Origin of the sequence: Litorimonas taeanensis (assembly GCF_003634015.1) — a bacterium.
Lineage (GTDB): Bacteria > Pseudomonadota > Alphaproteobacteria > Caulobacterales > Maricaulaceae > Litorimonas > Litorimonas taeanensis.
In genome coordinates, this window is sequence record NZ_RBII01000001.1 from 826,784 (window position 1) to 840,240 (window position 13,457).

15 protein-coding genes are annotated in these 13,457 nt (G+C 44.8%); 2 read left to right on the forward strand and 13 right to left on the reverse strand.

Going from position 1 to position 13,457, the window contains the following annotated elements; translation table 11 throughout:
- Positions 1-87: 87 nt before the first annotated feature.
- From parC to folK, 11 genes are all read right to left on the reverse strand, one after another.
- Positions 88-2,328, reverse strand: a complete 2,241-nt coding sequence (gene parC / locus DES40_RS03800) for a DNA topoisomerase IV subunit A (RefSeq protein ID WP_121100398.1) — start codon at positions 2,326-2,328, stop codon at positions 88-90.
- Between the two features lie 127 nt (positions 2,329-2,455).
- Positions 2,456-3,199, reverse strand: a complete 744-nt coding sequence (recO, locus tag DES40_RS03805; protein ID WP_121099219.1) for a DNA repair protein RecO — start codon at positions 3,197-3,199, stop codon at positions 2,456-2,458.
- A gap of 17 nt (positions 3,200-3,216) precedes the next feature.
- Entirely contained in the window at positions 3,217-4,179 is a 963-nt protein-coding gene (gene era / locus DES40_RS03810) for a GTPase Era (RefSeq protein WP_121099220.1), read from the reverse strand.
- Positions 4,179-4,889 carry a ribonuclease III gene (gene rnc, locus DES40_RS03815; protein WP_121099221.1) on the reverse strand — a complete coding sequence of 237 codons (711 nt, stop codon included), beginning with the start codon at positions 4,887-4,889 and terminating at the stop codon, positions 4,179-4,181. The genes era and rnc overlap by 1 nt, the downstream gene beginning before the upstream one ends.
- A gap of 11 nt (positions 4,890-4,900) precedes the next feature.
- On the reverse strand, positions 4,901-5,659 hold the full coding sequence (gene lepB / locus DES40_RS03820; protein WP_121099222.1) for a signal peptidase I: 759 nt from the start codon (positions 5,657-5,659) through the stop codon (positions 4,901-4,903).
- A gap of 8 nt (positions 5,660-5,667) precedes the next feature.
- Positions 5,668-6,069, reverse strand: coding sequence for a holo-ACP synthase (gene acpS, locus DES40_RS03825; RefSeq protein ID WP_121099223.1), 402 nt, complete (start codon positions 6,067-6,069; stop codon positions 5,668-5,670).
- Entirely contained in the window at positions 6,066-6,845 is a 780-nt protein-coding gene (locus tag DES40_RS03830; RefSeq protein WP_121099224.1) for a pyridoxine 5'-phosphate synthase, read from the reverse strand. Before DES40_RS03830 ends, acpS begins: the two co-directional genes overlap by 4 nt.
- A 13-nt stretch (positions 6,846-6,858) precedes the next feature.
- A complete protein-coding gene (gene pyrE, locus DES40_RS03835) occupies positions 6,859-7,443 on the reverse strand; it encodes an orotate phosphoribosyltransferase (protein WP_121099225.1) in 585 nt (194 codons plus the stop codon).
- A gap of 11 nt (positions 7,444-7,454) precedes the next feature.
- Positions 7,455-9,713 (reverse strand): RelA/SpoT family protein, encoded by a 2,259-nt coding sequence (locus DES40_RS03840; RefSeq protein WP_233345399.1) that lies wholly within the window; start codon positions 9,711-9,713, stop codon positions 7,455-7,457.
- A gap of 106 nt (positions 9,714-9,819) precedes the next feature.
- The gene (gene rpoZ / locus DES40_RS03845) at positions 9,820-10,194 is read right to left on the reverse strand and encodes a DNA-directed RNA polymerase subunit omega (protein ID WP_121099226.1); all 375 of its coding nucleotides are present in this window, start codon (positions 10,192-10,194) and stop codon (positions 9,820-9,822) included.
- Between the two features lie 68 nt (positions 10,195-10,262).
- Entirely contained in the window at positions 10,263-10,760 is a 498-nt protein-coding gene (folK, locus tag DES40_RS03850; RefSeq protein ID WP_267896608.1) for a 2-amino-4-hydroxy-6-hydroxymethyldihydropteridine diphosphokinase, read from the reverse strand.
- A gap of 60 nt (positions 10,761-10,820) precedes the next feature.
- Between folK and DES40_RS03855 the strand changes: the two genes are divergently transcribed.
- Together DES40_RS03855 and DES40_RS03860 are read left to right on the forward strand one after the other, a co-directional pair.
- Complete coding sequence (locus DES40_RS03855; protein ID WP_121099228.1) at positions 10,821-11,393, forward strand: LabA-like NYN domain-containing protein; 573 nt, start codon at positions 10,821-10,823, stop codon at positions 11,391-11,393.
- Positions 11,394-11,453: 60 nt separating this feature from the next.
- Positions 11,454-12,047, forward strand: coding sequence for a uracil-DNA glycosylase (locus tag DES40_RS03860; RefSeq protein ID WP_233345401.1), 594 nt, complete (start codon positions 11,454-11,456; stop codon positions 12,045-12,047).
- A 6-nt stretch (positions 12,048-12,053) separates the two neighbouring features.
- Here the strand turns inward: DES40_RS03860 and smpB are convergent, their stop codons facing one another.
- Together smpB and dapA are read right to left on the reverse strand one after the other, a co-directional pair.
- On the reverse strand, positions 12,054-12,530 hold the full coding sequence (gene smpB, locus DES40_RS03865) for an SsrA-binding protein SmpB (RefSeq protein WP_121099230.1): 477 nt from the start codon (positions 12,528-12,530) through the stop codon (positions 12,054-12,056).
- Positions 12,531-12,546: 16 nt separating this feature from the next.
- The gene (gene dapA, locus DES40_RS03870; RefSeq protein WP_121099231.1) at positions 12,547-13,422 is read right to left on the reverse strand and encodes a 4-hydroxy-tetrahydrodipicolinate synthase; all 876 of its coding nucleotides are present in this window, start codon (positions 13,420-13,422) and stop codon (positions 12,547-12,549) included.
- Positions 13,423-13,457 lie beyond the last annotated feature (35 nt).

Consider the following 13,457-nt stretch of genomic DNA (forward strand, 5'->3'; position numbering starts at 1 on the left):
TTCAGCGTCACTAAAAGCACTTAAGGGTTTTAACTCATGATTAAACACGCAACAGATTAATTAGAGCCATGCAGCCAAATTTGATGGCTACAGGCCTCTATTAGGATCAAAAACACCTTTACGCGAGAAACCTCTTGGAGCCATACGTCCCGCTTGAGCACGCTTACCTTCGAGTAATGACCAGTCTGAAACCTCCTGCCTACGACCAGCGCTATCATAAAATGATAAGCCTTCTTCAGCTTTAAAGGTCGTCATATCGGCTAGCCCCCCATCTTTAAAGGCCTGCAATCGAACCCCTTTACCGCGCGTCATTAATGGTAATTCATCAACATCATATATAAGAATTTTTCTATTCTCACCAATTATAGCAACTTTATCACCTTGTACTTGGATACAACGTAATGCCTCGACGGCCCCTTTAACATTTAAAGTTTTCCGTCCACCACGTGTTGACGCAATAATGTCGCTCTCAGAAACACGGAAACCATAACCTGCTGTACTTGCAATCAATAACTCCCGCTTTTCATCATGAACAAACATTCCAACAGGAAGGTGATCATTTTCTAAATCGACCATCAACCGAATAGGTTCACCGTTTCCACGCCCCCCTGGTAATTTGTCTGCACCAAGCGTGTAGAATTTACCATTCGAAGCAAAAACAATAATTTTATCTGTTGTCTGTGCATTTACGGCAAATGCAAGCTTATCTCCATCTTTGAACTTTAAGCCCGCGAGGTCAGCAACATGCCCTTTCATAGCACGTATCCACCCCATTTCAGAGAGCACAACTGTAATAGGTTCTTTGGTTATAAAGGCGGTCGCGAGATCTACATCAATATCTGGTTGATCTTCAAAATGCGTACGTCGGGCACCAATCTCTGTCTTGATCCCGTAAGTGCTTTTCAGCTCTTTGATTTGTTCTGAAATTACACCCCATTGCTTCTGTTCGGACCCCAACAAGGCTTCAATTTCTGCCTTCTCAGCGGCTAACGTGTCATACTCAGATTTGATTTCAATTTCTTGCAGTTTGTTCAATGAGCGCAAACGCATATTCAAGATAGCATCTGCTTGGCGTTCCGTCAGTTTAAACGCCTTTATCAACTCCTCTTTGGGCTTGTCTTCGAAACGAATGATTCGAATAACTTCATCCAGATTTAAAAAGGCAATCATGAACCCATCTAGGACTTCCATTCTAAGATCGATCTTCCCTAAGCGTTGTCTTGAACGCCGCTGTAAGACTTCGCGGCGATGGTCAAGCCAGGCCTGAATGACCTCTCGCAAATTCATCACACGCGGCGTACGCGTAGCATCCAGCACATTCATATTTAAACTCACCCGGCTCTCAAGCTCAGAGATTTTAAACAAGCTTTCCATCAACAGCGCAGGGTCTATATTTTTGCTACGTGGTTCTAAAACAATACGCACATCTTCCGCGCTTTCGTCCCGAACATCGGCTAACCCTGGTGCCTTTTTTGTTTCAATAACCTCGGCAAGTTTTTCAATTAATCGTGACTTCTGAACTTGATAAGGTATTTCAGTTACAATTATTTGGTAGGTCCCTCGCCCTGTGTCTTCTACACTCCAACGCGAACGAACTTTAAAACTGCCTTTGCCTGTCTCGTAAGCCTCTAACATAGACGCTTTAGGCTCTACAATAATGCCGCCAGTCGGAAGGTCTGGACCTAAAATGTGGCTCATTAAAGTTTCGATGCGCGCATTGGGAGTTTTGATTAAATGTAAGGCAGCAGAACAAATTTCGGCAACATTATGAGGAGGTATTGACGTTGCCATCCCCACAGCAATGCCTTGAGACCCATTGGCTAATAGGTTCGGAAAGCCGGCAGGCAAAACTTGAGGCTCCATGTCCTCTTCATTATAAGTTGGTATAAAATCTACCGCGTCTTCATCAATGCCCTGTAAAAGTGCGAGCCCCGCAGCAGTCATTTTAGCTTCGGTGTACCGCATAGCAGCCGGACTATCACCATCGATGTTTCCGAAATTCCCCTGCCCATTAACAAGAGGGTATCGTGCAGAAAATGATTGAGAGAGCTTTACAAGTGCATCATAAATAGAAGCATCCCCATGAGGGTGATATTGCCCCATTACATCACCAACAATGCGAGCACATTTTTTATGTGCGCTTTCAGGGTTTAGCTTGAGTTGACGCATAGCATAAAGAATTCTGCGATGAACAGGCTTCATCCCATCACGTACATCAGGCAAAGCCCTCTGAGTAATTGTTGAGAGAGCATATGCTAAATATCGTGAAGATAAGGCGTCATCTATATGTTCACTGATAATTGCGTTTTCTGATAATGTATCGCTCATATCTGTTGGTTTTTTAGCCATTGTCTCTCATTATGTTCGAATCAACTTCAGACTAACGCCTGTTCTCATCTTTGCTATCTCAATTCTGTATTCAAAACCAAAGTCCAGTGGACAACATTCGCAATAGTTAGCCTACCCTTTGCACTGCAATTTCGGCCGCCATCAATCGCTCAACCAATTGCTGCCTGGCTTCAGGCAAAGTTCGATTAAGTTCCCACTGCACACGCGTTTCAAGGAAATATCCAGTAAGTTTCAAACCATCTAAGATATCCTCTGGTGTTGAAGTGTTTTCTCCTCGCATGAAAGGGGGCAAACGCAGTAATTTGTCAAGATAGGGCTCTGCAGCACTGGCACTAACGGCACGTCCTGAACGTGGGGAAATATGTGTTAAGTTGTCATTCCTGCCTGTTGCGGCACATCTCGTGAAGTCCAGCCCATACCCTAGAGCAGATAACAGTCCTGCTTCCCAGCGAATGTATAATGCGGGCCAAATAGAAACTTCGTGCAAATTCGATAGAACGATCTGAAATACATTGTAAATATCAAAATGGCGCTCTCTTTCAGGCAACATTTCTCTGCACATTGCCGTCATTGCGTTTAGGCCTGTCAGGGAGAGTCTATCATCCATCAGTTCAGCCGCACGTGAATCAATCGCTTCAACGACATAATATCCAAGCTGCTCTGAAAGACGCCCTCGCCACTCAACGTTGACATAATTCCCTGGCTGTAACACTGGGCGCATCTTCCGGCTTATACCACCGCGCACCAAACCCTTATGGCGTCCATGATCTTGGGTGAAAACATCAATTATCGCAGAGGTCTCACCATGTTTCTGCGTAGATAAAATATAGCCCGTATCAACCCAATCCATGTTAAACCTTATCGGCTTTAAACATCAAATTCGAGCCCACTTTCAGAGTAACGAGCGCGATCATTTTGCCAATTATCTCTAACTTTAACAAAGATAAACAGGTGAACTTTTCGGCCTAACCAATCAGACATTTCCTTCCGTGCAGAAGCTCCAATGTCTTTAATAGTTCGCCCGTTTTTACCTAAGACAATAGGTTTTTGGCTATCCCGCTTAACATATATAACTTGCTCAACGCGAACATCTCCACTTTTCAATTCTTTCCAAGCTTCGGTTTCCACAGTTGAAGCATATGGCAACTCATCATGTAAACGTAAAAAAAGTTTCTCGCGCGTAATTTCCGCTGCCATTAAACGCATTGGGATATCTGCAGCTTGATCTGGTGAATAAAGAAATGGTCCGGATGGCATAGCGTCTGCTATAAGAAGCCCTAATCTTTTTACTCCGTCAAAATTCAACGCCGAAACAGGTAGAATATCACTATAGACACCCTGCTCTGAAAAATGTTGAATGAGGGGTAATATTTCATCATGTGCTATTTCATCAATTTTATTCAACGCCAAAATTGCATTCTTTATTTCACGTTTCTTTAAGCCCTTGATGACCCGCTCGCTATCTTCTCGGGATAGACGGTCCTGCCCACTCCCCTCACCATTTTGATGCCTTAGCCACGCAGGAGCATCAATTACGTGAACAATAATATCCGCATCATTCATTCCGGTCCAAGCCGCATGCACCATGGATTTAGACAGTCTGTCGCTTTCTTTCGCTTCAAATATGCCCGGTGTGTCAATCATGACGGCTTGAGCCTCAGCGCCTTTAGACGTCTCCAACATCGCAATGCCGCGAATTTGAAATCGTGTTGTTTGAACTTTATGGGTAACTATAGAGATCTTCTCACCAACTAATGCATTGGTCAAAGTAGACTTTCCGGCATTTGGCGCACCTACTATCGCCGCAAATCCTGCATATGTTTGACTCATTATGTCTCTTCTATCTGCTCTAACAATGATTTAGCCGCACGGCGTTCCGCAAGCTTTTTTGAAGTTCCTGTAGCAAAAGCTTCGCCTATGCCCTCAACCTTTACCCCAATGATAAAATTAGGTTTGTGATCTGGTCCACTGCGCTCTTTAACGTAATAATAAGGAACTGCGAGTTTTTTCGACAGCGCAAATTCTTGCAATTGAGTTTTCGGGTCTTTTTCCGATTGATTTAAAACATTATCTAATTCTTCACGCCAATGTTCATTGTAGAACTTTTCAACAACTGAGTAACCCCCATCAATATAGAGAGCGGCCATTAAAGCCTCGCAGGCATCACCCAATATTGAAGTCTTACCACGACCGCCTTGTTTATCTTCGCTATTAGACATCAATAGAGCAGAGCCGATATCAAGCCTTTGAGCAACACGAGCGCATGTCTCTTTGCGAACAAGCGCATTTAGCCGTGTCGCCATGATACCTTCTTTGGTTTTTGTTTGATCAAAAAGTAGTTTGGCCGTTAAAAGCCCCAGAACCCGGTCACCAAGAAATTCTAATCGTTCATTATCGACAGTATTACGCCGCCCATCTCCATAAGATGCATGAGTGAGTGCTCTTTGAACCAGTTCAACATCCTTAAACTGATAACCGATACGCTCAAAGAGCGCCTCAAGACGTTTCGGCGTGCCAGCTGTGAAATCTTTGGGGCTCACTTAAAAGTCGCTCACTTAATTCTTTTAAAGAAGCGGTTGCCACGCATATTGAACCACGTCCAAGGTTTGAACAAAGCAAAATCATTGTCAACCGAGAGCAAAACAATCTCAGCTTTGCCAATTATGTTAGTCGAAGGCACCAGTCCCGCTCCGCCATTGCGGACTTTAACACGACTATCATTTGACCCATCTCGATTGTCCCCCAGCATGAAATAATGCCCTTCAGGCACCCTAATGACAGGGGTGTTATCTAACCGGTTATTAGAGACTGAATCAAAAACCACATAGGACTTACCATTGGCTTGTGTTTCTACGTTCTTATGTACATTGATATTGCGTTCGATATTTGAGGTATCAAAATATCTAAATGGGGTAGCAGGCTCTGCAGTCTGTTCAACGGCCACTCCATTGATATACACTTTACCATCAATCATCTGAACTTCATCACCAGGCAACCCAATCAAACGTTTGATATAATTGTCTGAAATACCCTCTGGACGAAATACAACAACGTCACCACGCTTTGGACCACGCTCTAAGAAACGGCCTTCTTTTACAGGAAATGGAATTGGCGCAGCTGCAAATCGCCCGTAGCCTACAGAATACTTTGAGGTGATAATATAATCGCCTTTCATAAGCCCAGGCAGCATAGATCCTGACGGTATGTGAAAGGGTTGAAACAAAAAAGTACGCAGGACTAAGGCAATGCCTATAGCCCACATTACAGTCGATAAAGTTTCCAAAATTTCTGAGCGTTGTTTTTCAGCCATATCAGTCTTTACGCAGACTTGTGCGCTTCCACAATCGCAAATGCTTGCGCATATGGAGGCTCATCAGTTAAACTTAAATGTATGCTTCCTGAATAACCGTCTGGCAGTCTATTAGATAAGCGTGCTTTGGCTGTACCGTGTAAGAGTATATCTGGCCGGCCAGAGCTCTGGTTGATGACTTCAACATCAAGCCAATTTAACGCCCCAGTCGCTTCCCCCGCTAGCGCTTTTGCGACAGCTTCTTTTGCCGCAAACCTCTTAGCATAAGCATTTTCTGGTACAGCTTTACTTTCACAGTAATTTTGCTCGTTTTCAGTAAATGTTTTATCTTTGAATCTTTGCCCAAACTTTCCAAGTATTCGCGCAATACGGTTTATATCGCAAATGTCTGTGCCTATGCCAATAATCATTTGCGCTGCCTTGCCTCTTCCACGATTTCACGCATTTGTTTGATGGCCTCACTCAACCCCAGGAAAATGGCCTCCCCAATGATGAAGTGCCCGATATTCAATTCCATACATTCGGGTATTGCGGCAATGGGTCCCACATTTTCATAAGTCAGCCCATGCCCAAAGTGCACCTCTAATCCTAGTGACTGCGCAAGCACGGCACCTTTTTTGAAATCATCAAGTAGCGCCATAGACTTTTCTTTATCGCCAGCATCGAGTGAATGGGCATAAGCCCCAGTATGAAACTCAACTACCTGTGCAGAGGTTCGAGCTGCGGCTTCAATTTGCCTACGGTCAGCCTCAATAAACAAAGATACTCGTGACCCGTTATCTCTTAACTTAGTGATTAAAGGTGTCAGTGTGTTATTAAGCCCTACGACGTCTAGCCCGCCTTCTGTCGTCCGCTCTTCTCTTTTTTCAGGTACAATGCAGACAGCATGTGGCCTTAACGACAATGCTATTTCAAGCATTTCATTTGTTGCAGCCATTTCCATATTTAGCGGAACATTTGCACTATCACAAAGTGCTTGCAAACGCTCCATATCGTTATCCCGCATGTGACGTCTATCTTCACGCAAATGGGCCGTAATACCATCTGCACCACCTTGAATCGCCGCCCAAGCCCCAGCGACAGGGTCAGGGTGACTTCCTCCACGTGCATTACGAACAGTCGCAATATGGTCAATATTAACGCCGATACGTGGAAGTGGCTTGGTAGATATAGTGTGGCGACTCATGTTAAATACACGCTTATTGTAGGCCGCGGCTCCCGGGCTTTACAGGCGGAAGAGATTTTAACTTCGCAGGTAACTCATCTGGATCATAATCTGGAAACTTACGTGATGCGAGACTTACCAAGGGCACACCGATATCAACAGTCCCACCAGAACGGTCAAACAAACAAGCCCCCCCTATAACGTGGGCGCCAGTCGCCTCAATGCTTTTGATACATTCACGTGAAGACAGACCCGTTGTTACGATATCTTCGACCATTAACACTTCTTGGCCTGGAGTAAGCGAAAACCCACGCCTTAGAGCGAACTCACCATTTTCTCGTTCTGTGAATATGGATTCAAGCTCCATATGACGAGCGGTTTCATAACCAGGAATTACGCCGCCCATAGCCGGAGCCACAATGATGTCAGGCTGTATCGTCAACTCAGTCTTAACTTTTTCTGCCAAAGCTTTACAAAGTTTTTCGGTCAAAACTGGGTTTTTGAAAATCAAAGCTTTTTGCAAAAAGACAGGACTCCGCCGTCCAGAAGACAAAATAAAGTGCCCTTCCAGTAAAGCGCCAGCTTCTCGGAATACATCCAAGACATCATCAGTATTCATAGCAATTCCCATTAAGTTGAAGCGATAATCTCGCCGTGAGCACGTTCTGCCGCTATCACATAAGCACTCGCTCGCAAGGCTGCAATAATTTGTATTAAATGTCGATTATCTCTGACTTCAACATCCATAACCATATCAAAGAAAACAGGGCTTCGTTTTACAGTCTTAATATTGACCATGTTACCCCCTGCATCACCAATGATTCGGGTTAAATCGGCCAAAGCACCAGGTACATGTTCGACTGTCATTGTTATTCGACCGACAGCAGAGGATTGCTCGGCACTACGTCGCCAGCCTAAATCTAACCACTGTTCTGGATCTATGTCTGTCGAGGAAAGCACGTCACAATCAATGGTATGAATATGAATACCGCCTTTATTATCTACCGTATTCTGCAAGCCTAAAATTCGGTCTCCTGGAATTGGAGAACAACAACTCGAAAAATGCAGGCTAACCCCGGGTCTGAGACCATCGCCCTTAACATAAAGAGGGGCTGTAGAATCCTCGATAATATCACGCTGTCTATCCTTAAACGGGACTGGTGTTTCCTTTCGGGCAGGAAAAACTATTTCCATAAACTGCGTTAATGAGAGTTTCCCTCGCCCTAAAGCTTCAAACATTTCATCTGCATCTTGCATGTTTTCGCGCTTCACTGCATCACGCATTAGAGCATCCGAAAAACCTAGTTTCTCTCTTGCAAAAGCATGTTTAGCGAGCAACTCCCCAATACGGGTAAATTCTTCGGCTTCTCCTGTTCGTGTCAAACGGCGTAAAGCGGACCGGGCTTTACCCGTGACTACAAGGTTTTCCCAACCCTCAGCCGCTTCCTCCTCACCCCCTCGAATGATTTTCACTACATCCCCATTGCTTAGCGGTCGACGTAATGGGTGTTTCTTCCCATTAACGAGCGCTCCGATGCAGGTATCGCCAATTTTAGTATGCACGGCATAAGCAAAATCAAGAGGCATAGCCCCGCGCGGCAATGCAATGAGGTCTCCTTTTGGAGTAAATGTGAAAACTTGATCCGTAAACATTTCAAGTTTCGCATGCTCTAGGAATTCACCTGCATCCCCGCTCTGCTCCATCATTTCGACAAGCGGACGAATACGCTTTAAAGGGTCGCTACCGACTGCTTTAGCGCTCTCAGGGTCAAAACCATAGCTTTGGTCTTTGTAAGTCCAGTGGGCCGCTACCCCGCGTTCGGCAATATCTTCCATACGTTCTGTACGAATTTGAATTTCTACACGGCGATTGTCAGCGGTTCGTACTGTAGTGTGTAAGGATTGATATCCATTTGGTTTTGGTACCGATATGAAATCTCGGAACCGGCTCGGAACGGCTCGGTAGGCATCGTGAAGCACATATAACGCATCATAACAGTCTTTGCGTTTTTCAACGATAATTCGAAATGCGTAGATATCTGCGACTTCATCAAAACTAATATTTTGGCGCTGGAGTTTTCTCCAAATGGCATATGCCCGCTTCTCTCGTCCGTAAATTCTGGCTTTCAAGCCATATTCATCAAAATAATTGCGTAAAGAGGTCGAAATTTCTGAAATCGCCTCCCCTTGGCTAGCACGCCAATCATTTAAACGACGCTCCATCGTTTCAAATGCATTGGGATTTATATAACGGAAAGACCAATCTTCTAGCTCGGTGCAAATTCTGTCCATTCCAACGCGTCTAGCTAGAGGGGCATAAATTTCCATCGTTTCACGAGCAATACGTTGGCGAGACTCTGGCTTTGGGTGAAAGTGTAGTGTGCGCATATTATGCAAACGATCGCAGAGCTTTACCAATAACACCCTTACGTCTTTACTCATCGCTAGTACGAATTTTTGAAAATTCTCGGCCTGAGCCTGCTCTTTAGTAGCATCAGGCATTGTTACCTGCCCAAGCTTAGTAACTCCATCGACAAGCTCAGCGATCTCTTGAGTGAATTCGGTAGCTAATTCCTCAAACGTCGTATCAGTATCCTCCAGAACATCATGCAGTAATGCCGTACAAACCGTCGCAACATCCAAATGTAGATCAGCAAGTATGCCTGCAACTTCGATAGGATGAGCATAATATGGATCGCCTGAGTGGCGGGTTTGCTCGCCATGTGCTTTCACTGAGAACACATACGCTTTGTTTAACAACGCCTCATCTACAGAAGGGTCATAGGCCCGGACGCGCTCGACTAATTCATATTGACGTAGATAAGTCGCTGGCTTTTTCGCGGTTGATTTAGACTTTGTGTCTGCGGAGATATCAATCGGCTTATTCACAGCTTAACCTTAACAGCCTATCCATAATCGGCAATCGCAAATTACTGTATTTTCAGCAACAAAAAAGCCGCCTGTTAGGCGGCTATATTTTTGTAATTTTGTAAGCTTAGAACCGGGAAGAGCTGTCGTTATCTCGGTCGCCTTGAAGAGCGCGTAAGAGGTCGGCTTCGCTCATCTCAGCTTGTGGCGCTGCCTCTCCATGACCAATAGCCAATACAGGTGCGTCTTCTTCCTCGTCCGGCAAATCATCATCAAAGATAACTCTCTGCAATCCTACGACGAGGCTCTCACGAAGCTCGTCCATATCTAATGTCTCGTCAGCAAGTTCCCGCAAAGCAACAACTGGAGTTTTATCGTTGTCACGGTCAACTGTAAGCGCTGAACCCGCGGCAATATTGCGCGAGCGATGCGCTGCCAATAGAACCAAATCAAAGCGATTCGGAACTTTTTCAATACAATCTTCAACGGTAACGCGCGCCATGGAGCATCCTGTTAGTCAGTGTTTGGCCATTATCAGCAAATAAGCGCGTCCTATATCGCGAGACGGGTTTAAACGCAAGCCAGAGATTTCAGCCAATTTCGCTCTATAACATAGTGAGCCAATACATCTTTTGAGTCCAATTGAGCTAACCCATTCGCTGCCGAAAGTTTCGTTACGGGATGCGTCCAACTAGGAGCGACCTCCAATAGAGGCAATAAAACGAAAGGACGCCCCATTAATCGAGGGTGAGGTAAATTTATCGTTCCTGATTTCACCTCTCCCCTATAGTCAATTACATCCAAATCCATTGGACGGGGTGCATTAATGACTTTCCGTGTCCTGCCAAATATTGCCTCTACCTCATGCAAGCATTCCAACAGCATTTCAGATGAGAGTTTCGTCGAAACTTCGGCGACCGCGTTTATATAATCTGGAGATCCCTTTCCTGCAGGCCAAGCAGGGCTATGCCAGAGTGAGGAAATGGCCCGCACGACGACAGCCCTATCATGTAAGACATTCAATGCTTCAATGAAATTTGCTTTGGGGTTGGACAAATTAGCCCCCAAAGCGATATAGATGCCCCCATCACTTAACTTTAATATTTTGCGGTTAACTTTAATAATTTTATGGCCTTTTATCCCGACGAACGCATTGCTCTCTTTATAGATGGTGCAAATTTACATTCTACGGGAAAAACACTGGATTATGATATTGATTATAAAAAGCTGTTAGAACTTTTTAAAAATAAAGGCCGGCTCGTTCTTGCAAAATATTATACTGCCTTATTGGAGCATGACGATTACTCGCCTATCCGCCCTTTAGTTGACTGGCTAGACTATAATGGTTTTCAGGTCATCACAAAGCCCGCAAAAACCTACACAGATCGTGATGGTCGTAGCCGCGTTAAAGGCAATATGGACATCGAGATTACCGTAGACATGATGGATATTGCCCCTCACATAGATCATCTGCTTTTAGTCTCTGGTGATGGAGATTTTGCTGCGGTCGTCGATGCTGTCCAAAAAAAAGGGGTAAGGGTAACAGTTTTATCAACACTGAAATCAAACCCTCCTATGCTTGGGGACGAGCTAAGGCGACAGGCTAATGATGTAATAGACCTTGCCGATTTGGGAGCAATGATCGGCCGTCCTAAACGTGATTATAGCCACTCAGGTTCTAGCGATGACGAGAGCATATAAGTGAATTTAGACACCCCCTTCGTCACAGAACCTCCTTATGAATGCGAACGTTGCCCTCGCTTGCGTCAATTCATTTTAGACAACCGTTTGAAATACCCAAGTTTTTTCAACGGCCCAGTTCCTAGCTTTGGAGATGCTGATGCAGAGCTCCTCATTATAGGTCTCGCCCCAGGACTCAAAGGCGCAAATGCCACAGGCAGGCCCTTCACTGGGGATTATGCTGGAGATTTACTCTACGAAACATTGGCTGAGTTTGACTTGTCTAACGGTATGTATGAAGGGTCCGCTAATGACGGGCTAGCCCTTAAACGCGCAATGATTACAAATGCAGTGCGTTGCGTCCCCCCTCAAAACAAACCCATAGGTGAAGAAATAAATACTTGCCGCGATTATCTTATTTCACAAATGAAAGCGCTTCCTCATCTAAAAGCCTTACTTTGCCTTGGAAAAATAAGTCACGATAGCACGATAAGAAGCCTTGGACTGAAACTAAAGGATCACCCATTTGCGCATAATGTTGCCTATGATTTAGAGGGCGGGGTCACGTTATTTTCAAGTTATCACTGCTCGCGATATAATACGAATACGAAACGCCTAACTGAAAAAATGTTTCATGATGTATTTAGGGCCATTAAAAGCCATATTGATGAATAAGCGCTGTTAGCCTTTTTCACGCATGAGGCGAGCTTTTTGTTTTTGCCAATCTCTATTTTTCTGAGTTTGCCGCTTATCGTAATTTTGCTTACCAGCCCCTACACCAATTAATATTTTAGCCCGTCCCTCTTTGTTGAAGTAAAGCTTTAAGGGTACAACGGTTCGACCCTTTCGTTGCGTTTCACCTAACAAAGCATTGATTTCTCGTCGTTTGAGCAACAATTTACGCGGCCGAGTGGGTGAGTGATTAAATTGGCTTGCGGGCGCATAAATTGGTATATTAGCATTAATCAGCCAAGCCTCATTGCCCTCGACGCTGACATAGGCCTCAGCAATATTAGCCTTTCCCTCGCGCAGTGACTTAACCTCAGTGCCGACAAGTTGTATTCCAGCCTCTAAATTATCCTCAATAGCATAATTGAAACGTGCTCTACGATTGTCAGCTATTTGCGTTTTAGGTTTATTCTCTTTGGCTTTAGCCATTCGTTTGCTTACATCCTTACCAGCTTAATTCTGCACGCTTCATAGCCGCTTCAACAGCTTGTTTCGTGGCTTCTGAACAAGGTACAATCGGCAACCGAACAGACGGTTCCATTTTCCCCATCAAAGAAAGTGCATATTTAGCAGGTGAAGGACTTGGGCAAAGGAATAAATCCTTGTGCAAACGATCAAGTTTAGCATTTAGGGCTTTCGCTTTCGTATAGTCCCCCTCTAGCATAGCTTCATGAAAGTCAGAATACAGGCGCGGCGCGATATTAGATCCAACAGAAATCGCGCCTTTGCCTCCGTGAACGGAATGCCCCAATGAGGTTCCATCATCACCCGAGAGCTGAATAAAGTCTTCTCCGCAACGATCAATCAAACCTTGAACACGGTCAACTTCTCCTGTGGCATCTTTACATCCTATTACGGTTGGAAGTTTAGATAATCTCCCCATCGTATCATTTGTAATATCAACCACACTTCGCCCAGGAATGTTATAGACAACAATGGGAATGTCGACTGCCTCTGAAATTGCTTTGAAGTGCTGAAAGATACCTTCTTGATTAGGTTTGTTATAATATGGCGTCACCACAAGGGCCGCGTCAGCGCCCTCTTCTTTTGCGTGTCGTGCATAAGCCACTGAGACACTCGTCTCATTGGACCCAGCCCCAGCAATTACTGGGACGCGCCCGTCCGCCGCTTCTACACAAAGCGCAATAACGCGGCGATGTTCCTCATCGGACAGTGTCGCTGATTCTCCCGTCGTTCCACAAGGGACCAGACCATGTGTACCGTTATCAATTTGCCAATTGACAAATTCTTGGAATGAACCCTCATCAATTTGCCCATTTTTAAAAGGCGTTACTAAGGCTGTTATAGACCCTTTAATCATCTTATACTTTCATGTAGCCACTCAAATCACTCTAA